Here is a 23,387-nt window from a genome sequence, read left to right on the forward strand (position 1 = left end):
CCACCGTCCCTGCGGCAGCGTCTCGCGAGCAGCACGCGTTCCTCCGGCGCGACGCGCCGGAGAGCGGCACGCGGCGGCCGTGCCGGGGGCGGTGGTCGCGGCCGTGCCGGGGGTCAGGGGTCCCACCCGTTCAGCCGCCATGTAGTACGTGACCGCTCCGGCTTCAAGGTCGCCAAGAGAGGGCAAGGTCACAGCCGTGCCCTCTGCTGCTCCTTTGTGCCTCTGGCCTAGCATCCGAGCATGACGGTCCTGCCTGACGACGGGCTTGAGCTGGCCGCCGAGTTCCCTGACGCGACCCACGAGCAGTGGCAGCGCCTCGTCGCGGGCGTGCTGCGCAAGTCGGGCAAGGACGTCGAGGGTGCTCAGGCCGAACAAGCCCTGTCCACCGCGCTGGAGGACGGGCTGCGCACCCGCCCTCTCTACACCGCGCACGACACCGCGCCCGCCCCCGGCTTCCCCGGCTTCGCGCCCTTCGTACGAGGGGGCCGGGCCGCGGGCAACAGCGCGGGCGGCTGGGACGTACGCCAGCGGCACACGGCGGCGGACGGCGACGCGGTGCTCGCGGACCTGGAGAACGGTGTCACCTCCCTGTGGCTGGTGCTCGGCGAGACCGGCCTTCCGGTGTCGTCGCTCGCCCGCGTCCTCGACGGCGTCCACCTCGACCTCGCGCCGGTCGTCCTGGACGCGGGCGCCGAGGTCGAGCCCGCCGCACGGGAGTTGCTGCGGCTGTACGAGGAGCGGGGTGTCGCCAAGGAGGCGGCATGCGGCAACCTCGGCGCCGACCCGCTCGGACACGAGGCCCGTACCGGACAGGCGTACGACTTCGCTCCCGTGGCCGGGCTCGCGCGACTGTGCGCCGAGGAGTACCCGGGGCTGCGGGCGCTGACCGTGGACGCGCTGCCGTACCACGAGGCCGGCGGCTCGGCGGCGCAGGAGCTGGGCTGCTCGCTGGCGACCGGCGTCGCCTACCTGCGGGAGCTGACCGAGGCCGGGCTCAGTGTCGAACAGGCCTGCGGTCAGCTGGAGTTCCGCTATGCGGCGACCGCCGACCAGTTCCTGACCATCGCCAAGCTGCGGGCCGCGCGCCGGCTCTGGGCCCGGGTGGCCGAGGTGTGCGGGGTGCCCGCCGCCGGGGCGCAGACGCAGCACGCGGTGACCTCGCCGGTGATGATGACGCGCCGCGACCCGTGGGTGAACATGCTGCGCACGACCGTCGCCACGCTGGCCGCCGGGGCGGGCGGAGCCGACTCCGTCACCGTGCTGCCCTTCGACCACCCGCTCGGGCTGCCGGACGCGTTCGCCCGGCGCATCGCCCGCAACACCTCGACGATCCTCATCGAGGAGTCCCATCTCTCCCGGGTGATCGACCCGGCGGGCGGCTCCTGGTACGTGGAGCGACTCACGGACGAACTCGCCCGGGCAGGTTGGGAGTTCTTCCAGTGGATCGAGCGGGCCGGCGGCCACGCGGCAGGCCTGCGCTCGGGACACCTCGGCCAGGCCCTCGCCGACACCTGGGCGGCCCGGAGCGACAAGCTCGCCGAGCGACGCGAGCCGATCACCGGCGTCAGCGAGTTCCCGTATGTCGCCGAGAAGCCGGTCGTCCGCGCGCCGGCCCCCGAGCCGCAGTCCGGCGGCCTCCCCCGCGTCCGCCGCGACGAGGCGTACGAGGCGCTGCGCGCCCGCTCCGACGCCCACCTCGCCGCCACCGGCTCCCGGCCACGGATCTTCCTGGCGTCGCTCGGCCCGGCCGCCGCCCACACGGCCCGTACGACCTTCGCCGCCAATGTCTTCCAGGCGGGCGGTATCGAACCCGTCACCGAGGGCACGTTCGAGGAGAGCGGCGCCACCGAAGTGTGCCTGTGCTCCAGCGACGCCCTCTACGAGGAGCGGGCCGCGACCGTGGCCGCGGAGCTCAGGACCGCCGGGGCAACGCAGGTGTTCCTCGCCGGCCGCCCCGGCTCGTACGCCGGTGTCGACGCGTACGTCTTCGCGGGCTGCGACGCCGTGGCCGTCCTGTCCGCCACCCTCGACCGCATGGGAGTGTCCTGATGGGAATCCCCGACTTCTCCGGGATCGAGCTGGGTTCCCCGGCCGTCGACGGCGGCGCCGACGAGTGGCGTACGGCGGTCAAGAAGGCGGCCGGCGGTGACGACCCGCTGTGGGAGACCCCGGAGGGCATCGAGGTCAAGCCGCTGTACACCGGGCAGGACCTGGAGGGCCTGGACTTCCTGGGCACCTACCCGGGCATCGCCCCGTATCTGCGCGGCCCGTACCCGACGATGTACGTCAACCAGCCGTGGACGATCCGGCAGTACGCGGGCTTCTCCACCGCCGAGGAGTCCAACGCCTTCTACCGCCGCAACCTGGCGGCCGGCCAGAAGGGCCTGTCCGTCGCCTTCGACCTGCCCACCCACCGCGGCTACGACAGCGACCACCCGCGCGTGACGGGTGACGTCGGCATGGCGGGCGTGGCGATCGACTCGATCCTCGACATGCGGCAGCTCTTCGACGGCATCCCGCTCGACCGGATGACCGTGTCGATGACGATGAACGGCGCCGTGCTGCCCGTGCTGGCGCTGTACATCGTGGCGGCCGAGGAGCAGGGTGTGCCGGCGGAGAAGCTGGCCGGGACCATCCAGAACGACATCCTCAAGGAGTTCATGGTCCGCAACACCTATATCTATCCGCCGAAGCCGTCGATGCGGATCATCTCCGACATCTTCGCCTTCACCTCGCAGCGGATGCCGCGCTACAACTCCATCTCGATCTCCGGCTACCACATCCAGGAGGCGGGCGCGACGGCCGACCTGGAGCTCGCGTACACACTCGCGGACGGCGTGGAGTACATCCGGGCGGGCCGGGAGGTGGGCCTGGACGTGGACGCGTTCGCGCCCCGGCTGTCGTTCTTCTGGGCGATCGGCATGAACTTCTTCATGGAGGTCGCCAAGCTGCGGGCGGCTCGCCTGCTGTGGGCGAAGCTGGTCAGGCAGTTCGACCCGAAGAATCCCAAGTCCCTGTCCCTGCGCACGCATTCGCAGACCTCGGGCTGGTCGCTGACGGCGCAGGACGTCTTCAACAACGTCACGCGCACGTGCGTCGAGGCGATGGCGGCCACCCAGGGCCACACGCAGTCCCTGCACACCAACGCCCTCGACGAGGCGCTGGCCCTGCCCACCGACTTCTCCGCGCGCATCGCCCGCAACACCCAGCTCCTCATCCAGCAGGAGTCCGGCACGACCCGCGTCATCGACCCGTGGGGCGGCAGCGCCTACGTGGAGAAACTGACGTACGACCTCGCCCGGCGGGCCTGGCAGCACATCCAGGAGGTCGAGCTGGCCGGCGGCATGGCCCAGGCCATCGACGCGGGCATCCCCAAGCTGCGCGTGGAGGAGGCCGCGGCCCGCACACAGGCCCGTATCGACTCCGGGCGGCAGCCGGTGATCGGCGTCAACAAGTACCGCGTGGAGAACGACGAGCGGATCGAGGTCCTGAAGGTCGACAACTCCTCGGTCCGCGCCCAGCAGATCGAGAAGCTGCGCCGGCTGCGCGCGGAGCGCGACGAGCGGGAGTGCCAGGACGCGCTGGACGCGCTGACCCGGGCCGCCGGCGGCGAGGGCAACCTGCTGGAGCTGGCGGTGCGCGCGGCCCGCGCGAAGGCGACGGTCGGGGAGATCTCCGACGCCCTGGAGAAGGTGTACGGCCGGCACGCGAGCCAGATCCGTACGATCTCCGGTGTGTACCGCACCGAAGCAGGCGAGTCCCCGAACGTGGAGCGCACCCGGGCCCTGGTGGACGCGTTCGCCGAGGCCGAGGGCCGCCGGCCGCGCATCCTGGTCGCCAAGATGGGCCAGGACGGCCATGACCGGGGCCAGAAGGTGATCGCCACCGCCTTCGCCGACCTCGGTTTCGACGTGGACGTCGGCCCGCTGTTCCAGACTCCGGCCGAGGTGGCCCGCCAGGCCGTCGAGGCGGACGTGCACATCGTCGGGGTGTCGTCGCTGGCCGCCGGGCACCTCACCCTCGTCCCGGCGCTGAAGGAGCAGCTGGCCGAGGAGGGGCGCGAGGACATCGTGATCGTGGTCGGCGGGGTGATCCCGCCGCAGGACGTGCCCACCCTCCTGGAGATGGGCGCGGCGGCCGTGTTCCCGCCCGGGACGGTGATCCCGGACGCGGCGCATGACCTGGTGAAGCGGTTGTCGGACGACCTCGGGCACGACCTGTGATCGATGTCGACGCCTACGTGAAGGGCGTCCTCGACGGGAAGCGGGCGATCGTCGCCCGCGCCATCACCCTCGTCGAGTCCACCAGGCCAGCACACCGGGTGCCGGCCCAGGAACTGCTGACCGCGCTGCTGCCGCACAGCGGGAGGGCCCGGCGGATCGGGGTGAGCGGGGTGCCGGGTGTCGGCAAGTCGACGTTCATCGACGCGTTCGGCACGATGCTGACCTCGCTCGGGCACCGGGTGGCGGTCCTCGCCGTCGACCCCTCGTCCAGCCGTACGGGCGGCTCGATCCTCGGCGACAAGACCCGCATGGAACGCCTGGCCGTCGACCCGGCGGCCTTCGTCCGCCCCTCCCCCACCGCCGGCACGCTCGGCGGTGTCGCCAAGGCGACCCGTGAGTCGATGGTGGTGATGGAGGCCGCCGGCTACGACGTGGTGCTCGTGGAGACCGTCGGCGTCGGCCAGTCCGAGACGGCCGTCGCCGACATGGTCGACTCCTTCCTGCTCCTCACCCTCGCCCGCACCGGCGACCAGTTGCAGGGCATCAAGAAGGGTGTCCTGGAGCTGGCCGACGTCCTCGCCGTCAACAAGGCGGACGGCCCGCACGAGCGCGACGCCCGCACGGCAGCCCGCGAACTCGCGGGCGCCCTGCGGCTGGTGCGCGGCAAGGACACGGTCTGGACGCCGCCGGTGCTGAGCTGCAGCGCCCGCGAGTCGACCGGCCTCGACACCGTCTGGGAACGCCTGGAACAGCACCGCGCCCTCCTCGACTCCACCGGCCGCCTCACCGCCAGGCGCCGCGACCAGCAGATCGAGTGGACCTGGTCCATGGTCCGCGACGAACTCCTCGACCGGCTGCGCACCCATCCCGGCGTACGGAGCCTCGCCCCCACCCTGGAACAGCAGGTCAGAGACGGTGAGCTGACGGCCACACTGGCCGCCGACCGCATCCTGCGGGCCTTCAGGGACTCCACCTAGGCGGATCACGGTCACCCGGTCGCCCGGCCCCGGTTCACCCGGCTGAGCGCCCCGAGTGGTGAAGCCGGGAGAAGTGGCCAACGGTGGATCACGTCGGGGCCGGGTCAAGTCAGCTGACGAAGTGCCAGCTGCCCGGCTGTCGGCGGAAGGACCATCAGATGCGTTCTGCTCGCATGCTGCTCGCTACCGCGGCGGCCACCGCCGTGCTCACCATCACCGCACCCGGGGCATACGCCGAAGGCGACCAGCGGGACCGCGAAGACCACGGTTACAGCAAGGAGCACGACAAGGACCAGCGGGACCGCGAGGACCACGGATACGGCAAGGAGCACGACAAGGACCAGCGGGACCGCGAGGACCACGGATACGGCAAGGAGCACGACAAGGGCAGCAGGCACGACGGACCGCGCGGCGGTGTTCACACGGGTGGCGGAGCGCTGGCCGCGGTGAACGACGAGGAGCAGTGGAACTCGGAGCGGGCCGGCAAGCAGGAGCCGGACGCCTCCAAGGAGCGCGAGCACGGGAAGGAGTCCTGGGAGGGCGGCCACGACAAGGGGTCCTGGAAGGACGAGCACGACAAGGGGTCCTGGAAGGGTGACCACGACAAGCCCCGCGGCGGTGTGCACACCGGCGGCGGCGCGCTCGACACGCCGCCCGTGACCGCGGGCGGGCTGGCCGTCCTCGCGGTGGCCGGTACGGGCCTGTACGTCCTGCGCCGCAGGAAGACCGCCGGAAGCGCGGCCTAGCCGTACCAGGTGCGATAGACACCTGACGCGATAGCGACCGTGGCCGCCACACCGTGTGTCGTGTGGCGGCCACGGCCTGGTCCTCGTCCGCCCTCCACCCGTCCGCCCAGCTGCCGTGCCTAGTGAGGTGGTGTTCGATGGCAGCCCGCCCTTCTCCCCGGCACCGGACCGGTGCCGGCACGCCGTGGTACCCGCGCCGATCTGACCGTGTTGTGCGCCGTGGTCCTGCTGATCCTGGCGGTGATTCTGTCCGGCGGCGAGGACTCCTCGTCCGACGCCTCCCGCCCGCCGAACGCCCGGCACGCCCCGCTGGCCACGCACGCCTCCGAGTCGCCTTCCGCCGCCGTACACCCCGTGGGCCCGCATCTGCCCCGGTCGAAGCCGGTCCGGCTGCGCATCCCGAAGATCCAGGTGGACGCCCCGTTCACCCCCCTCGCCGTCGGCCGCTCCGGGCAACTCGAAGCCCCGCCCGCCGACGACGTCAACCTCGTCGGCTGGCACGCCGAAGGCGCCTCCCCCGGGAGACGGGCACCTCGATCATCGCCGGGCACGTCGACACGGCGACCACTGCCGCCGTCTTCGCGCGGCTCAGCGAACTGAAGAAGGGGGACGTCTTCCACGTCGTACGCGCCGATCGACGCAAGGCGACCTTCGTCGTCGACAGCGTGGAGACGTTCGAGAAGGCCAACTTCCCCGACGAGCGGGTGTACGGGGACACCGCCCGAGCGGAGGCCCGGTTGATCACCTGCGCGGGCGACTACGACCGGGCGGTGAAGGACTACACGGAGAACCTGGTGGTCTTCGCGCATCTGACCTGAGCCCGAGGGCGCACGGGTGCCGGACGGCAGGCAGGCGCTTCACCCATCCCGGCCAAGAACGCATCCCGGAGTGACCAAGAACCGTTCAAGGACCGGCCACGATTCATCAACGCTCGTCCATGATTCAGCAACTTGAATGCTTGAGCGTTCAAGTCGGGCGTACGTTCCTGCCCGTGAACTCAGACGCAGCACCCCGCAGAGGCGACGACGCCACGGCGACCGCCACCAGCGCCGACCTCCCGATAGCCCACGCGAAGCCCCGCGCCCGGCGCACCTTTCTGCGCACCGCACTGGCCGGCACCGCCGTGCTCGGCGGCGGCCTCGCGATCGGCACCTTCCCGGCCGACGCGGAACCCGCCGGCCGCTCCACCGGCGCCGCTCGCTCGTCCTCGGCCGCCCCCCGGCCGAGCACGCCCGAAGCGGCGCTGAAGGAGCTGTCGAAGGGCAACCGCCGCTGGCGGACCTTCAAGCAGCGGCACCCCGACGAGAGCGCCACCCTCCGCAAGACCCTGACGACCGGTCAGCACCCCTTCGCCGTCGTCCTCGGCTGCATCGACTCCCGTGTTCCGCCGGAGCTCGTCTTCGACCAGGGCCTCGGCGACCTGATGACCGTGCGCAGCGCGGGCGAGGTACTGGACGAGGCCGTGCTCGGCAGCGTCGCGTTCGGCGTCCTGGAACTGGACATCCCGCTCGTCGTGGTGCTCGGCCACCAGTCCTGCGGAGCCGTGACGGCGGCGGTCCAGGCGGATCAGACCGGTGAGGCGCTGCCGGCCCACATCCAGTACATCGCCGACGAGATCGCCCCGGTCATCGACCACCGCTTGGAGGGGGACGCCCGGATCACCGCGGCCATCGACGCGAACGTCCGGCTCGTCCGCTCCCGCCTCGCCGCCGAGGCCGACCTCGCCGCCAGGGTGAAGACGGGCAAGGTGGCCATCGTCGGCGCCCGCTACGACCTGACGACCCAGCGGGTGCACCTGCTCAAGTAGGAGGCTCAGGCCCTGGCACGGCGAAGGCGGCCCCGGTGGACACCCACCACCGGGGCCGCCTTCGCCGTTGTCGCGGCTCAGCCCTCGACGAGGGTGACCTCCGGGGCGAACGTGATGAACTCCAGGGTCACCGCCATGTCGACACCTTCGCCCGCCACCGTCTGCCGCCCCGGCCCAGTGGCCCGAGCTCACCTTCGTGGGCGCCTCGGCGGGGGCGGCCCGGGACGGTGAGAGGCTGCGGGCGTTCCCCAGGGCGGAGCTGGCGCGGTACAGGTGTCCGCGCGAGATCGTGTTCCTGGACGCGCTGCCGCGCACGGCGACCGGCAAGCTCCAGCGGTTCCGCCTACGCACCCTGAGTGACCAGCGGTGACACCGAAGACCTAAAATGATCAACGTGTCCGAACAGCATGCACCGCGTTCGCTCATCGTCACCTTCTACGGCGCGTACGGCCGGTCGGTGCCGGGTCCCGTGCCCGTCTCCGAGCTGATCCGGCTGCTCGCCGCGGTGGGTGTCGACGCGCCCTCCGTCCGCTCGTCGGTGTCCCGGCTGAAACGGCGCGGGCTGCTGCTGCCGGCCCGCACGGCGGCGGGGGCGGGGGCGGCCGGGTACGCGCTGTCTCAGGACGCGCGGCAGTTGCTGGACGACGTCGACCGGCGGATCTACGCGACGGCGCCCGAGCAGGACGAGGGCTGGGTGCTGGCCGTGTTCTCGGTACCGGAGGCGGAGCGGCAGAAGCGGCATGTACTGCGCTCCCGGCTGGCCGGACTCGGCTTCGGCACGGCCGCCCCGGGGGTGTGGATCGCGCCGGCCCGCCTGTACGAGGAGACCCGGCACACCCTGACCCGGCTGCGGCTCGACCCGTACGTGGACCTGTTCCGGGGCAAGCACCTGGGGTTCGCGGCGACCGCCGAGGCAGTGGCGCGCTGGTGGGACCTGGCCGGGATCGCCAAGCAGCACGAGGCGTTCCTCGACCGGCACGCGCCCGTGCTGCACGGCTGGGACCACCGCGCCGACACCCCACCGCAGGAGGCGTACCGCGACTATCTGCTGGCCGTGGACTCCTGGCGCCATCTGCCGTACGCAGACCCGGGACTGCCGACCGCGCTGTTGCCGGCGGACTGGCCGGGGGTGCGCTCGGCGGCCGTCTTCCGGGCACTGCATACGCGGCTGCGGGACGCGGGCGCCGTCTACGCCGGCGTGACCGCGAGCCAACCGTGAAAACCCGTAACAACTCTGCCCGCTCAGGGAACCCTCAGGGTTCTCCTTCCGTCTTCTCAGAATCCTTACTTACTATTCTGACGCATGAGTCTCCTGCGCAACCTGAACCGTGCACTCACCGCCACCACCGGCCTGCAAGTGCGCAAGGCCGCCCCGGTAGCGCCCGCCGCGCCCAAGGCCAAGGCTGCGAAGCCGGCCGTGAAGAAGCCCACGGCGGTGTACCGATGTCCGGCTCCCGAGGAACTGGCCATGGACAGGCTGCTGAGGCAGCCGGTCTTCATCATGTCGCCCGTGCGCTCCGGCTCGACCCTGCTGCGGATGCTCCTCAACGCGCACTCGCGGCTGCACTCCCCGCACGAGCTGCACATACGCCGCCTGGAGGTCGGCTACGGCAGCAAGCTGGCGCAGAAGGCGATGAGCGCCCTCGACCTGGAGCGCGGCGACCTGGAGCATCTGCTCTGGGACCGGGTCATGCACCGCGAACTGGTTAGATCGGGCAAGGACTTCGTCGTCGAGAAGACCCCGAGCAACGCCTTCGTCCACGAGCGCATCCGGGACTGCTGGCCCGACGCCCGCTTCGTCTTCCTGCTGCGCCACCCGGTCTCCATCGCCCAGTCGTGGCACGAGGGCGACCCCGACAAGCGCACCTACGACGAGGCCGCCGCCGACGCGCTGCGCTACATGAAGGCCGTCGACAGGGCCCGCAAGGCGCTCACCGGCCACACCGTGCGCTACGAGGACATCACCGCCGACCCCGGGAAGGAGATGCGACGGCTGTGCGCGTTCCTCGACATCGACTTCGAGCCGGCCATGCTCGACTACGGCCGGAAGGACGACACACAGGTCGTGAAGGGCCTCGGCGACTGGCGTGACAAGATCAAGACCGGTCAGGTGCAGGCCGGGCGCGCACTCCCCACCGAGGACGACATCCCGGAGATCCTCCGGCCGATGTGCCGGGCGTGGGACTACAGCCGGTGAAGCCGCACGCCGAGATAACCGAGGTGTGGCCGCGCGACGGCCGCATCAGACTCGTCGGACGCATTCACGGGGTCCCGGCGGAAGGCACCTGGGAGCTGCTTCTCACCCGCCGCGCCCACGCCGACCGCCGGCTGCGTTACGCCGCCGACGTCACGGGCGACCGCTTCGAGAGCCGGCTGCCCGTCGACGACCTCGCCGCGTCCGACTACGCGCCCGTCGAGGAGTGGGACATCCACCTGACGGACGGCAAGGTCGAACTGCGCGCCGGAAGGCATCTCGACGACGTGCGCGGCAAGAAGAAGATCTTCGTGTATCCGGAGCAGCGCACCGGGGACCTCCGCGTGCGCCCCTATTACACGATCAAGGACAACCTGTCTCTGGAGTGCCGCACGGGAGGCTCCGCATGATCGACCGTCGCCCCCTCCCCCAGCGCCCCCGCATCCGGTATCTGCTGCTGCACGCGTACGGCCGGGGCGGCACCATCCGCACCGTGATGAACCAGGCCAACTCGCTCGTGGCGGCGGGCTGGAGCGTGGAGATCGTCAGCGCGACCCGCCGCCGCGACGACATACAGTTCCCCCTCGACCCCCGGGTGCGGGTCTCCGCGGTCGTCGATCTGCGCGAGGGCGCCTACACCCCACCGTCCGGCCTGGTCGCCCGCTGGCGCGACCGCAAGCGGGGCGAGCTGCTGGAGGCGCCCTCGCAGCACATCCCGAAGGGCGAGTTCGGCTACCGCCACTTCAACCGGTACGTCGAGGACCGACTCATCGCGTACCTGCGGTCGTTGACCGACGGCATCCTGGTGACCACCCGGCCCGCACTGAACTTCCTGGCCGCCGAGTACGCCACCGGCGGTGTGGTCCGGGTCGCCCAGGAGCACATGAACCTCGGCACCCACAAGCGGGACGTGCAGCAGCGCATCCAGGAGACCTACCCGCGCTTCGCCGCGGTCGCCGTGCTCACCGAGCGCGACCGCGGCGAGTACGCCGAAATCCTGCCCGGGGCCCGGGTCGTCCGCGTCCCCAACGCCGTGCACTCCCTCGACCAGGTCCCCGCCGACCCCAGGTCGAAGATCGCGGTGGCGGCAGGCCGGCTCTTCCCGCAGAAGGGTTTCGACCTGCTGATCCCGGCCTGGGCGAAGCTCGTCGAGACGTACCCCGACTGGCAGCTGAGAATTTACGGCAGCGGCGAGAAGAAGTCGGAACTTCGCGACCTCATCGAAGGACACCATCTCTACAATCACGTGTTCCTCATGGGACACACCGACCGCCTGGACGACGAACTCGCCAAGGCCTCCTTCTACGTGCTCAGTTCACGCTTCGAAGGACTGCCGATGGTGATGATCGAGGCGATGAGCCACGCCCTGCCCGTGGTGAGCTTCGACTGCCCGACCGGCCCCGCCGACGTGCTGACGCACGGCGTGGACGGGCTGCTCGTCGCGCCCGAGGACCCCGACGCGCTCGCCGACGCGATGGCCCGGCTGATGGCCGACGAGGCGCTGCGCGCCGACATGGGTGTGGCCGCGGTCCTCACGGCCGCCTCGTACGGCCCGGACTCCGTCCATCACCGCTGGGAGTCCCTCTTCACCTCCCTCCACGAGCAACGGCACGGCACCGGCGCCGCCGCGAAAGGAACACGCGCATGAGCACCTCGTCCAGGGCTCGGGGAGCCACGGTCTGGCTCACCGGGCTGCCGAGCGCGGGCAAGACCACGATCGCCCGGACCCTCGCCGGCCGGCTGCGGTCCGAGGGGCACCGTGTGGAGGTCCTCGACGGTGACGAGATCCGCCGCTTCCTCTCCGCCGGCCTCGGCTTCTCCCGCGCGGACCGCAACACCAACGTGCAGCGCATCGGCCTCGTCGCCGAGGTCCTCGCCCGCAACGGCGTGCTCTCCATCGTCCCCGTCATCGCGCCGTACGCCGACAGCCGCGAGGCCGTCCGCAAGCGCCACGACGTGAGCGGCACACCGTACTTCGAGGTGCACGTCGCCACCCCCGTCGAGGTGTGCAGCGAGCGCGACGTGAAGGGCCTGTACGCCCGTCAGGCCGCCGGCCGGCTCAAGGGCCTGACCGGTGTCGACGACCCGTACGAGCCTCCGGCCGACCCGGCGCTCGTGGTGCCGACGCAGCACCAGACGCCCGACGAATCGGCCGCGGCCGTGTACGCGTTGCTCGCGGATCGGGGCCTCGCATGAGCGTCTCCATGCTGTCCCGGTCGGGGTCGCCCCGCCACCGTGGCGACGGGCACCCTGTCGGCGTCGGCAGGTGCCTCCGGCCCTGAAGTTATCGCTGATATCTGACTGCCGTCACGAGTACGCGATGCCGTGCGACGGGTGCGCGACAGACCGGGTGCGGCCGTCGGCCTGGCGGGCGGGGGCCGTGACTCGGTCACGGACGTTCGACAGGCCGGTAACGGCGGGCTCGGTCGGGCGCCGCGGAGCGTCGGTGTGGGTAGACGGGCTGACGACGGGGCCCAAGGCCCCGCACGGCGCCCGCCGAGCGGCTCTGACGGTCCGCGCCGTACCATTCGTGACGTTGAAAGCAGGACGAGCCATGACCTGCTCCATGAACGGACCCACCGCCGTGCAAGAACCCTCCGCCCCCGCCTCCTGGCGCATCGCGCTGCCGCACACCGCCGCGGCCGTGCCCGTGGCCCGCGCGTTGGTCCGCACGGCGCTGACGGAGCTGGAGCACAGGACCGACTGCGACACAGCGGAACTGCTCACGGCGGAACTGGTCGCGAACGCGATCGAGCACGCGGCCGGGGACGGGCCCATAGAGCTGGTCGTCGAGCTGCTGCCGTCCGGCTGCAAGGTGGAGGTCCACGACCCCGATCCGGCACCCCCGGGCGACCTCACCGCCCCGGGCCGCGGCGAGCCCGACCCCTGGCAGGAGCACGGGCGCGGCCTGCTCCTCATCCGCACCCTCAGCTCCTCCTGCGGCCACCGCCCCACGGACTCCGGCAAGGCGGTCTGGTTCCGCCTCCCGACGGTGCCTCCACAGCGCCGCCCCACATGAGCCGCCCCACATGGACCGCCCCGAAGCCGAACGTCAGGCCAGCGTCGCCACCAGAACCGCCTTGATCGTGTGCAGCCGGTTCTCCGCCTCGTCGAAGACGACCGAGTGCGCCGACTCGAACACCTCGTCGGTGACCTCCAGCGACTCCCGACCGTGGACTTCGTGAATCTCACGCCCCACCTTCGTGCCGAGGTCGTGGAAGGCCGGCAGGCAGTGCAGGAACTTGACGTCCGGGTTCCCGGTGGCACGCAGAACGTCCATGGTCACCGCGTACGGGGACAGGGCGCCGATGCGCTCGCCCCAGACCTCCTTGGGCTCCCCCATGGAGACCCAGACGTCCGTGGCCACGAAGTCGGCGCCCGCGACCCCGTCGGACACCTGCTCGGTGAGCGTGACCCGCGCCCCGCTGACCTCCGCGAGCCTGCGCGCGCGGGTGACGACCTCCTCGGCCGGCCAGTAGGCCCGCGGGGCGACGACACGGACGTCCATACCGAGGAGGGCCCCGGTGACCAGGTAGGAGTTGCCCATGTTGAAGCGGGCGTCGCCGAGGTAGGCGAAAGCCATCGCGTCGAGCGGCTTGGCGCTGTGCTCGGTCATGGTCATCACGTCGGCGAGCATCTGCGTGGGGTGCCAGTCGTCGGTGAGGCCGTTGTAGACCGGCACGCCGGCGTACGCGGCGAGTTCCTCGACGTTCGCCTGGCTGGCGCCGCGGTACTCGATCGCGTCGAACATCCGGCCGAGTACCCGCGCGGTGTCCCGCACGGACTCCTTGTGACCCATCTGCGAGCCGGACGGGTCTAGGTACGTGGTCCGGGCCCCCTGGTCGGCCGCGGCGACCTCGAACGCGCAGCGGGTGCGCGTCGAGGTCTTCTCGAAGACGAGCGCGATGTTCCTGCCCCGCAGCCGCTCGGTCTCCGTCCCGGCCTTCTTGGCCGCCTTCAGCTCCACGGCCAGCTCGATCAGCCCACGGAACTCCTCCGCGGTGAAGTCCAGCTCCTTGAGGAAGTGGCGCCCGGCGAGGGCGTGGGGGACAGTCGCCATGGGGCGCTCCTGGGTTGACGGGGACAGGGACAGCACAAGGAAGGCTGGAAGTCTATACGATGTTCCACATTTCTATACGGCCACCCTCTCGGTGGTCGCCCCCCTCGACGGCCGGTCCCCTACACCGCCGCTCTCTCCACCGGGCAGCTCATACAGCGCGGCCCGCCCCTCCCCCGCCCCAGCTCGCTCCCCGGGATCTCGATCACCTCGATGCCCTGCTTGCGCAGATGCGTGTTGGTGGTGGCGTTGCGCTCGTAGGCGACGACGACGCCCGGTTCGACGGCGAGGACGTTGCAGCCGTCGTCCCACTGCTCGCGCTCGGCGGCGTGGACGTCCTGCGTGGCCGTGAGCACCCGGATCTCGTTGAGGCCGAGCGCGGCGGCGATCGCGCGGTGCATGTGCTCCGGCGGATGGTCGGTGACCTTGAGCTCCTTCTCGCCGACGCCGGGTTCGATGGTGTACGAGCGGAGCATGCCGAGTCCGGCGTACTGGGTGAAGGTGTCACCGTCGACCATGGTCATGACGGTGTCGAGGTGCATGAAGGCCCGGCGCTTCGGCATGTCGAGGGCCACGATCGTCTGCGCGGAGCCGGCGGCGAAGAGTTTGTGGGCGAGCATCTCGACGGCCTGCGGGGTGGTGCGCTCGCTCATGCCGATAAGGACGGCGCCGTTGCCGATGACGAGGACGTCGCCGCCCTCGATGGTGGACGGATAGTCGGCCTGACCCTCCGACCAGACGTGGAACGTCTCGTCACGGAAGAGGGGATGGTGCCGGTAGATCGCCTCGAAGTGGACGGTCTCGCGCTGGCGGGCGGGCCAGCGCATGGCGTTGATGGAGACCCCGTCGTAGATCCAGGCGGAGGTGTCGCGGGTGAAGAGGTGGTTGGGGAGGGGACCGAGGAGGAAGTCGTCGAGTTCCATGACATGGAAGCGGACGCTCGCCGGTTCCATGTGCGCGTCCAGGAACTCCCGCTTGGTCATGCCGCCGATCAGCGCCTCGACCAGTTCCGGCAGGGGCAGGGACTCGAAGGCCGCCCGGAGGTGGTCCGTGGCGAGGGGGCCGTACTCCTTCTCGTCGAAGACCCGGTCGAGGACGAGCTCCCGGGCCTCGGGGATCCGCATGACGTCGGTGAGGAGGTCGCCGAAGAGATGGACGGCGACCCCCCGGTCGCGCAGGACGTCCGCGAGTCCGTCGTGCTCGGCGCGCGCCCGGCGCACCCACAGCACGTCGTCGAAGAGCAGCATGTCCTTGTTGCTGGGGGTGAGCCTCTTGAGCTCCAGATCCGGCCGGTGCAGGATGACGCGGCGCAGGCGCCCGGCCTCGGAGTCGACATGGAATCCCATGCCTTCATCCTGACCATTCGGGCGCGTGTTCACCCACTGGCCGACGGAAACGACTCCTTCATTTCGTCCTCTTGACGATAAACGGGCCGCCTTATTATCGTCCAAGCGACGCTAACGAGCCTTGAAGCACCACCGAGGGGGGCGTCCATGGCCGGTGCGCCACCGGCCCGACCAGGCCGGGAAGTCGCTCTCCTCGGCGCGGCGGGGCACCAGACCGCCGGTACCGTCTGGGGCTCGACGGCGAACAGGGGTGCCGTCGAGCCCCACGCCTCGTCCGGTGTGCTCGCGGGGACCGGCACGGGGAGGCGGCCGGAACGTCCCTCGTCGCCGGCCGGCTCGACGGTCACCGCACACCGCCACCTCACCGTCGCATCCGACCGCCTCATCGCCTTCGGAACGGATGGAGAGCGACGCACTGGACCTGACGTGGGGCCAGACGGTATGGGTGTGGCCGGGGTGCGCCTGCGGCTGCCGGGCCGACCTGGCCGAAGAGAACACCGAGCCCCCCATGGCAACCCTGTTGCAGCGGCCCTGGCCTAGCCCTCGGTCTCCCCCGGCGCCCGTGTGGGCACCGTCGGTGTCGTGGTGCCTCCCTTGCGGCGTTTGCGGTGGGTGTAGGCGGTGACGGCGGCCCAGAGGTCGCGGCGGTCGACCTCGGGCCAGGGCTGGTCGGTGAAGTGGAGTTCCGCGTAATGGGCGTGCCAGGGAAGGAAGTTGGAGGTACGGATCTCGCCGCTGGTGCGCCACAGGAGGTCGACGTCGGGCAGGGCGTGGTGGGGCAGATGGGCGGCGAAGAGCTGCTCGGAGACCCTGGCGGGATCGACCTCACCGGCCAGGGCGGCACGGGCCAAGGCCGCGCCCGCCTGGGCGAGTTCGGCGCGACCGCCGTAGTTGACGCAGACGTTGAGGGTCAGGCCCGTACGGTTGCGGGTGGCGTGTTCCTGGCTGCGGAGTACGTTGACCACGTCGTCCGGGAGCCCGTCGGGGGACCCCACCCAGCGGAGCCGTACGTCGTGGTCGAGCAGTTCACCGTCGAGGAGTTCGGCGCGCATGATCGCGAAGAGCTTGGAGACCTCGTCGGGCGAGCGCTTCCAGTTCTCGGTGGAGAAGGCGTAGACGGTCAGGTGGGGGAGGCCGATCTCCAGGGCACCCTGGACGACGTCCCGCAGCGCGACCGCTCCGGCGCGGTGCCCCTCGTCGCGGGGCAGTCCGAGGCCCGTGGCCCAGCGGCCGTTGCCGTCCATCACGATCGCGACGTGCTGCGGCAGATGGGCCGCGGCTATGGCCGGCGGGCGGGCACCGTCGCGGTGCGGACGCGGCGGCAGGGGCGGTTCGGCGATCCGGGCCGTGTGCCGCTCGGGGCCGGCTAGCGGGGCCGGTGCCGTGTCGTCGCGGGGAGACCCGTCCGCGCCGGCCCGCCCCACCGTGTCCATGGCCGTGTCCATGGCCGTGTCCCTGCCCGGCGGCAGCGTCAGACGCCACACCACGGCGGCCCGTGCCCGGGCGGGGGCGAGGATCCGCCACTCGGTGTGCCGGGCGACGCGTACCGGGCGGCGCAGGGCTGCGGAACCGGCCCGTACGATCGCGTCCAGCTCCGCGCCGAACAGGTCGACGGCGGTGTCGAGCACGATCGCGGGGCCCAGCGGCAGGGAGCCGCGCAGCGCCCGGCGGGAGCCCTCCAGCCACTCCCGGGCCTCGCCGGCGAGGTGGCCGATCATCCGCTGCACGGCGGGGGTCCACTGCCGGGAGATCAGCTCGTCCGGGGTGACATGGAAACGGTCGAGGACTTCGGCGGGGAACCACACGTGTCCGCCGTCCAGGTCCTCGGGGAGGTCGCGGAGCATGTCGGTGAGGAACAGCCCCTCCACGAAACGGGTGAACCCCGCGAGGTCCCGAAGCCGCACGGGAACGGGCAGCCCACAGCGCACCAGCATCCGCATGAGCTGTTCGGGCCAGCTGATGTTCTGGGCGTGGGCCCGCTCCCGCCACTCCTGCCAGGTCGTCACGCCCTTGCGGTCGTCGTCCCGCTGGACCGCGTCCAGCGCGCCCAGCAGGTCGCCGAGGTCCAGCCCCCAGCGCCACACCGCGTCGGTCAGCGCGAGCCGGATCGGGTCGTCGCTGGTCCCGCTGGCCAGGTCCGCCTCCAGCGCGGCCCGCCACTCCCGGAGCCGGCGGCCCCGCTCCCGCGGCGCCTCCTCGGAGAGGTCGAGCAGGTCGTCCGCGTAGCCGAAGGCCGCGTACAGCGCCCAGGAGACCGGGCGGACCACCGGCGGCATCAGCTGCATCAGGGCGTATTCGGTGGGCCGGGTCGTGCGGACCAGACGGCGGCACTCGTCGTACCCGGCGTCGAGTGCCGATCGCGCTCGCCCGGACCGTGTCCGGGACCGCGTTGTGGTGCGACGCATGGGAAACCCCGCATACCTTCGAGTGGGACCGATGGGACCGACCCGGGTGACGGCGACCGTCCGCGCCTGGCCGCGGTCACTGTCACCCGAGCACTGCCGGAACCGCTGGAACCACGGGAACCATTCGAACGCAGTGCACGGCCACGCCTTTCTGCGACATTATCAGCCGCAAAGTCGCTTCACCGGCGCGGGTACACGGGTCACGGGCGGGTCCCCGCCCCTCACAACCGGGGGTCGACGGGCTCCGACTCCAGAGCCAGCACCCCGAACACCGCCTCGTGCACCCGCCACAGCGGCTCCCCCTCGGCGAGCCGGTCCAGGGCCTCCAGGCCGAGGGCGTACTCGCGCAGGGCGAGCGACCGCTTGTGGTTGAGGAACCGGCCGCGCAGCCGCGCGAGGTTCTCGGGCCGGGTGTACTCCGGGCCGTAGATGATCCGCAGGTACTCCCGGCCCCGGCACTTGACGCCCGGCTGGACCAGCCGTCCCTGATCGCCGCGTACCACCGCCCCGACCGGTTTGACGACCATGCCCTCGCCGCCCCGGCCGGTCATCTCCAGCCACCAGTCGGTGCCGGCCCGCACCGAGTCCTCGTCGCCGGTGTCGACGAAGAGCCGTCGGGTGGTCTGCAGCAGGCCGCTGACGTCGTACTCGACGAGCCGGTCGATGAGGCCCAGTTGCTCGTCGTGCGGCAGGGCGGCAAGGCTGCGGCCCCGGACGGCGAGGATCTGGAAGGGGGCGAGCCGCACACCGTCCAGGCCCTCGGTCGGCCAGCAGTAGCGCCGGTACGCCTCGGTGAACGCGCTCGCGTCGGCGGCCCGCTCGCGCTGCCTGCCCAGCAGCTCACCCACGTCCACACCGCGTGCCGCGGCGCCCTCCAGGGCGGCCAGCGCACCCGGGAACACCGCGCCGGACGCGGCGCCGACGGCCGCGTACTGGGTGCGCAGCAGCCCGGACGCCTTCAGCGACCACGGCATCAGCTCGGCGTCGAGCAGCACCCAGTCGGTGTCCAGCTCCTCCCACAGTCCGGCCGCGGTCACGGCCTCGCGCATCCGGCCGAGGATCAGCTCGGTGCGGGCCTCGTCGTCGAAGAACGGGCGCCCGGTCCTGGTGTAGAGGGAGCCGGTGGGGCCGTCCACGCCGAAGCGCTCGCGGGCCGCGTCCGCGTCACGGCAGACCAGGGCTACCGCCCGCGATCCCATGTGCTTCTCCTCGCACACGACCCGCGCGACACCGTCCGCCTTGTACTGCGTGAACGCCTCCGCCGGGTGCTCCAGATAGCCTTCGATGAGCGAGGTGGCCGTCGGCGCCATGGTCGGCGGCAGATACGGCAGCAGCCGCGGGTCCACCGCGAAGCGGCTCATGACCTCCAGGGCCGCCGCCGCGTTCTCCTCGCGGACCGACACCCGGCCCGCGTGCCGGGTCTCGACGACCCGTCGGCCGTGCACGTCCGCCAGGTCCAGCGGTCGGCCCTCGTGCCCGCCGGGCGCCTCCGAGGCCAGCGGCTTGGCCGGCTCGTACCAGACCTTCTCGGCCGGTACGTCGACCAGCTCGCGCTCCGGCCAGCGCAGCGCGGTGAGCCTGCCGCCGAAGACGGCGCCCGTGTCCAGGCAGATGGTGTTGTTCAGCCAGGTCGCGGTGGGCACCGGGGTGTGGCCGTAGACCACGGCCGCACGGCCCCGGTAGTCCTCCGCCCACGGGTAGCGGACCGGCAGCCCGAACTCGTCGGTCTCGCCCGTGGTGTCGCCGTACAGGGCGTGGCTGCGCACCCGGCCGGAGGTCCGGCCGTGGTACTTCTCCGGCAGACCGGCGTGGCAGACGACGAGCCGGCCGCCGTCGAGGACGTAGTGGCTGACGAGACCGTCGATGAACTCCCGTACCTGCTTCTTGAACTCCTCGCTCTCGCCCTCCATCTGCTCGATGGTCTCGGCGAGGCCGTGCGTGTGCTGGACGTTGCGTCCCTTGAGGTAGCGGCCGTACTTGTTCTCGTGGTTGCCGGGCACACACAGCGCGTTGCCCGAGCCGACCATCGACATGACGCGGCGCAGCACGCCGGGGCTGTCCGGGCCGCGGTCGACGAGGTCGCCGACGAAGACGGCCGTACGGCCCTTTGGGTGCACACCGTCGACGTAGCCCAGCGTGCCGAGCAGCGACTCCAGTTCGCTCGCGCAGCCGTGGATGTCGCCGACGATGTCGAACGGGCCGGTGAGGTGGGTCAGGTCGTTGAAGCGCTTCTCGGTGACGACCGTGGCGCTCTCGACGTCCTCCACGCCCCGCAGGACGTGCACCTTGCGGAAGCCCTCGCGCTCCAGGTGCCGCAGGGAACGGCGGAGTTCGCGGGTGTGGCGCTGGATCACGCGGCGCGGCATGTCGGCGCGGTCGGTGCGGGCCGCGTTGCGCCCGGCACACACCTCCTCCGGCACGTCGAGCACGATGGCGATCGGCAGCACGTCGTGCTTCCTGGCCAGCTCGATCAGCTGCTTGCGGGCCTCCGGCTGCACGCTGGTCGCGTCGACGACCGTACGGCGGCCGGCCGCGAGGCGCTTGCCCGCGATGTAGTGCAGCACGTCGAAGGCGTCGCGGGTCGCGCTCTGGTCGTTCTCGTCGTCGGAGACCAGGCCCCGGCAGAAGTCGGAGGAGATGACCTCGGTGGGCTTGAAGTTCCGGCGGGCGAAGGTGGACTTGCCGGAGCCGGAGGCACCGATGAGCACGACGAGGGAGAGGTCGGTGACGGGCAGGGTGCGTCCCCGCTTCAGCTGGGTCTCGGTCATGCCGCCTTCGCCTCCTTCGCGTTCACGGACTCGGTGGTGGTCTCGGTGGTGGCTGTCTTCATGGAGAAGACGGCCATCTGGGTGGGCGGGCCCACCTCCGGGTCGTCGGGCCCGACGGGGACGAACTCCACCGCGTAGCCGTGCCGTTCGGCCACGGCGTTCGCCCAGGTCCGGAACTCCTCGCGCGTCCACTCGAAGCGGTGGTCGCCGTGGCGGACGTGCCCGGCCGGGAGGGTCTCCCAGCGGACGTTGTACTCGACGTTCGGGGTCGTCACGAGGACGGTGCGGGGACGGGCCGCGCCGAACACCGCGTACTCCAGGGCCGGCAGCCGGGGCAGGTCGACATGTTCGATGACCTCGGAGAGCACGGCGGCGTCATAGCCCTTGAGCCGGTTGTCGGTGTAGGCGAGGGAACTCTGGAAGAGCTGGACGCGGGAGGCCTGCCGCTCGCCCATGCGGTCCAGCTTGAGACGGCGGGAGGCGATGGTGAGCGCGCGCATCGACACGTCCGTGCCGACGATCTCGGTGAAACGCGCGTCCTTCAGCAGGGCCTGCACCAACTGGCCCTGACCGCACCCGAGATCCAGGACGCGCGCGGCGCCGGCCTCCGTGAGCGCGGCGGTGATCGCGTCCCGGCGCCGCACGGCCAGCGGCGTCGGCTTCTCCTCGGTCTCGCCGTCCGCTGACTCCTCGACGGCGTTGTCGATCGCCTCGACCTCGCTGTCGTCGGCCTCGGCCAGCCGTACGAGTTCCAGGCGCTCCATGGCCTGCCGGGTCAGCGACCAGCGGCGGGAGAGATACCGGCTGGTGATCAGCTTGTGCTCCGGGTGGACCGGGAGCCAGCCCTCGCCCGCCCGCAGCAGCTTGTCGACCTCGTCGGACGACACCCAGTAGTGCTTGGCGTCGTCGAGGACCGGCAGCAGCACGTACAGGTGGCGCAGCGCCTCGGCCAGGGTCAGCGACTGCGACTCCAGGACGACCCGTACGTAGCGGGAGTCGCCCCACTCCGGGAACTGGGTGTCCAGTGCGACCGCCTCGGCGGTGACCGTCCAGCCGAGCGGTTCGAAGAGCTTGGCGACGAGGTCCCGGCCGCCGCGCGCGGGCAGCGCAGGTATCTCGACGCGCAGGGGGCGGGTCTGTCCCGGGGCGTCGGGCCTGGCGTCGCAGCGTCCGCTCATCGCGCTGGAGAACACGCTGCTCAGTGCGACGGCGAGCAGGGAGGAGGCCGCGTACGGGCGGTCGTTGACGTACTGTGCGAGGGCGGCGTCGGGGGCCCCGCCACGGCCCTTGCCCTTGCCGCGCCGGACCAGTGCCACCGCGTCCACCTCCAGCAGCAGTGCGGCCGTGCACCGCTCGACGTCCGCCTCGGGGTAGAGCACGTGCGCCTTGCCGTAGGAGGTGGAGAACGCCTGCGCCCTGTCGGGATGCTTGTGCAGCAGGAAACCGAGATCGGTCGCGGGGCGCTCTGGGGTACCGGTGGTACTGATCGTCAGGAACACAGTGGGGTTGCCTCGTGGTGGGTGACTGAGCCGGGTGTCTGAGGTCGATGGGTGGGTGGCGTATGGGTGGCTGAGCTGCGCATACCCGCTGCGGCGCGCTTCCCCAACGTACAGCGAGGGCCGCGGGACCACGGAGGCATTTTCGGTACGGCGTCGGCTTCGGCCGGCCCTGTTCCCCGCGCCCCCTGAGGGGTGCGGGGACCGGCCCGCCGTGTCGGGCGGTGCCGCTACGAGAGCTGCGACTGCACCTGGGAGGAGATCAGCTCCAGGTGGTCCAGGTCGTCGAGGTCGAGGATCTGGAGGTAGACGCGCTGGGAGCCGATGGCCTGGTAACGGCCGACCCTGTCGACGACCTCGGCCGGGGAGCCGGCGAGCCCGTTGGCCTTGAGCTCCTCCACCTCGCGGCCGATCACGGCGGCGCGGCGGGCGACCTCGGCGTCGTCCTTGCCGACGCAGGCGACCAGGGCGTTCGAGTACACGAGGTCGCCGCCCGTGCGGCCGGCCTCCTCGGCGGCCTTGCGCACCCGGCCGAACTGGCGCTCGCTGTCCTCGATCGAGGCGAACGGCATGTTGAACTCGTCGGCATACCGCCCGGCGAGGCGCGGGGTGCGGCTCGCGCCGTGCCCGCCGATGAGGACCGGCACCTTGGCCTGCGCCGGCTTGGGCAGGGCGGGCGAGTCGGTCAACTGGTAGTGCCTGCCCTCGTACGAGAAGGTCTTGCCGACCTCGGTGGCCCACAGGCCGGTGACGATGGCCAGTTGCTCCTCCAGGCGGGCGAACTTCTCCTTGGGGAACGGAATGCCGTACGCCTTGTGCTCCTCCTCGAACCAGCCCGCGCCCAGGCCGAGTTCGACCCGGCCGCCGGACATCTGGTCGATCTGGGCGACCTGGATGGCGAGCACGCCGGGCAGGCGGAAGGTGCCGGCGGTCATCAGGGTGCCGAGGCGGATGCGCTTGGTCTCGCGGGCGAGTCCGGCCAGGGTGATCCAGGCGTCGGTGGGGCCGGGCAGGCCGTCGACCGAGCCCATGCGGAGGTAGTGGTCGGAGCGGAAGAAGGCGTCGAAACCGAGGTCCTCGGTGGCCTTGGCGACAGTGAGGAGTGTGTCGTAGGTCGCCCCCTGCTGGGGCTCGGTGAAGATGCGAAGATCCATGACTCCATCCTGCACGCTGGTCCACCGGTCAACCCCACCGGTCCCGCCGGAGCCGCAAGGGTTCCCGGTCGGGTGAATATCCGTCAATCCGGCGCCTGGGACGGGCTCGGGCCAGTGACCGGCGGGAACGGTGATCGTTGCTCGGGAGGAGCCGGACCGCCCGGCACCCGTCCGGCCGCCGCTGCCGGGACGCTTGCACACGTGCCCCCTCGGG

Annotated in this window: 17 protein-coding genes and 3 pseudogenes; 14 read left to right on the top strand and 6 right to left on the bottom strand. The window is 71.5% G+C overall.

The genetic code is table 11. The features are described from left to right. Positions 1-240 precede the first annotated feature (240 nt). The 13 genes and pseudogenes from WBG99_RS07460 (at position 241) to WBG99_RS07520 (ending at position 12,966) form a co-directional block, all read left to right on the top strand. Entirely contained in the window at positions 241-2,049 is a 1,809-nt protein-coding gene (locus WBG99_RS07460; protein WP_338895567.1) for a methylmalonyl-CoA mutase subunit beta, read from the top strand. Continuing rightward, a complete protein-coding gene (gene scpA / locus WBG99_RS07465; RefSeq protein ID WP_338895568.1) occupies positions 2,049-4,223 on the top strand; it encodes a methylmalonyl-CoA mutase in 2,175 nt (724 codons plus the stop codon). Before WBG99_RS07460 ends, scpA begins: the two co-directional genes overlap by 1 nt. Continuing rightward, complete coding sequence (gene meaB / locus WBG99_RS07470; protein WP_338895569.1) at positions 4,220-5,200, top strand: methylmalonyl Co-A mutase-associated GTPase MeaB; 981 nt, start codon at positions 4,220-4,222, stop codon at positions 5,198-5,200. The genes scpA and meaB overlap by 4 nt, the downstream gene beginning before the upstream one ends. Positions 5,201-5,358: 158 nt before the next feature. Continuing rightward, positions 5,359-5,946, top strand: coding sequence for a transmembrane domain-containing protein (locus WBG99_RS07475; protein ID WP_338895570.1), 588 nt, complete (start codon positions 5,359-5,361; stop codon positions 5,944-5,946). Positions 5,947-6,147: 201 nt separating this feature from the next. Further along, positions 6,148-6,764, top strand: a pseudogene (locus WBG99_RS07480) (class F sortase). 173 nt (positions 6,765-6,937) lie between these two features. Then, positions 6,938-7,753 (top strand): carbonic anhydrase, encoded by an 816-nt coding sequence (locus WBG99_RS07485; protein WP_338895571.1) that lies wholly within the window; start codon positions 6,938-6,940, stop codon positions 7,751-7,753. A 211-nt stretch (positions 7,754-7,964) separates the two neighbouring features. Next, positions 7,965-8,123: pseudogene (locus tag WBG99_RS07490) on the top strand (hypothetical protein); the annotation flags it as partial. 15 nt (positions 8,124-8,138) lie between these two features. Next, positions 8,139-8,972: a PaaX family transcriptional regulator C-terminal domain-containing protein gene (locus WBG99_RS07495; protein ID WP_338895572.1), complete on the top strand. Its 834-nt coding sequence runs from the start codon at positions 8,139-8,141 to the stop codon at positions 8,970-8,972. A gap of 84 nt (positions 8,973-9,056) precedes the next feature. Then, on the top strand, positions 9,057-9,950 hold the full coding sequence (locus tag WBG99_RS07500) for a sulfotransferase (RefSeq protein WP_338895573.1): 894 nt from the start codon (positions 9,057-9,059) through the stop codon (positions 9,948-9,950). Beyond that, entirely contained in the window at positions 9,932-10,357 is a 426-nt protein-coding gene (locus WBG99_RS07505) for a hypothetical protein (protein ID WP_338895574.1), read from the top strand. The genes WBG99_RS07500 and WBG99_RS07505 overlap by 19 nt, the downstream gene beginning before the upstream one ends. After that, positions 10,354-11,595 (top strand): glycosyltransferase family 4 protein, encoded by a 1,242-nt coding sequence (locus tag WBG99_RS07510; protein ID WP_338895575.1) that lies wholly within the window; start codon positions 10,354-10,356, stop codon positions 11,593-11,595. The genes WBG99_RS07505 and WBG99_RS07510 overlap by 4 nt, the downstream gene beginning before the upstream one ends. Continuing rightward, on the top strand, positions 11,592-12,143 hold the full coding sequence (gene cysC / locus WBG99_RS07515; RefSeq protein ID WP_338895576.1) for an adenylyl-sulfate kinase: 552 nt from the start codon (positions 11,592-11,594) through the stop codon (positions 12,141-12,143). Before WBG99_RS07510 ends, cysC begins: the two co-directional genes overlap by 4 nt. Positions 12,144-12,513: 370 nt before the next feature. Continuing rightward, positions 12,514-12,966, top strand: a complete 453-nt coding sequence (locus WBG99_RS07520; RefSeq protein WP_338895577.1) for an ATP-binding protein — start codon at positions 12,514-12,516, stop codon at positions 12,964-12,966. A 33-nt stretch (positions 12,967-12,999) separates the two neighbouring features. On the opposite strand, the gene argF is transcribed toward WBG99_RS07520, so the two are convergent. Next, a complete protein-coding gene (gene argF / locus WBG99_RS07525; RefSeq protein WP_338895578.1) occupies positions 13,000-14,007 on the bottom strand; it encodes an ornithine carbamoyltransferase in 1,008 nt (335 codons plus the stop codon). A 119-nt stretch (positions 14,008-14,126) separates the two neighbouring features. Then, the gene (locus tag WBG99_RS07530) at positions 14,127-15,350 is read right to left on the bottom strand and encodes an arginine deiminase (protein WP_338895579.1); all 1,224 of its coding nucleotides are present in this window, start codon (positions 15,348-15,350) and stop codon (positions 14,127-14,129) included. Between the two features lie 192 nt (positions 15,351-15,542). Between WBG99_RS07530 and WBG99_RS07535 the strand changes: the two are divergent. Next, positions 15,543-15,890: pseudogene (locus tag WBG99_RS07535) on the top strand (hypothetical protein); the annotation flags it as partial. On the opposite strand, the gene uppS reads toward WBG99_RS07535, so the two are convergent. The 4 genes from uppS to WBG99_RS07555 form a co-directional block, all read right to left on the bottom strand. Continuing rightward, positions 15,887-17,755, bottom strand: coding sequence for a polyprenyl diphosphate synthase (gene uppS, locus WBG99_RS07540; protein ID WP_338895580.1), 1,869 nt, complete (start codon positions 17,753-17,755; stop codon positions 15,887-15,889). The pseudogene WBG99_RS07535 and the gene uppS sit on opposite strands and share 4 nt — an antisense overlap. 221 nt (positions 17,756-17,976) lie before the next feature. Beyond that, positions 17,977-20,523 carry a polynucleotide kinase-phosphatase gene (locus WBG99_RS07545; RefSeq protein ID WP_338895581.1) on the bottom strand — a complete coding sequence of 849 codons (2,547 nt, stop codon included), beginning with the start codon at positions 20,521-20,523 and terminating at the stop codon, positions 17,977-17,979. Next, positions 20,520-22,022, bottom strand: coding sequence for a 3' terminal RNA ribose 2'-O-methyltransferase Hen1 (locus tag WBG99_RS07550; RefSeq protein WP_338895582.1), 1,503 nt, complete (start codon positions 22,020-22,022; stop codon positions 20,520-20,522). Before WBG99_RS07550 ends, WBG99_RS07545 begins: the two co-directional genes overlap by 4 nt. Before the next feature lie 227 nt (positions 22,023-22,249). Then, a complete protein-coding gene (locus WBG99_RS07555; RefSeq protein WP_338895583.1) occupies positions 22,250-23,173 on the bottom strand; it encodes an LLM class F420-dependent oxidoreductase in 924 nt (307 codons plus the stop codon). Positions 23,174-23,387 lie beyond the last annotated feature (214 nt).

The sequence above is a fragment of the Streptomyces sp. TG1A-60 genome (assembly GCF_037201975.1).
GTDB lineage: Bacteria > Actinomycetota > Actinomycetes > Streptomycetales > Streptomycetaceae > Streptomyces.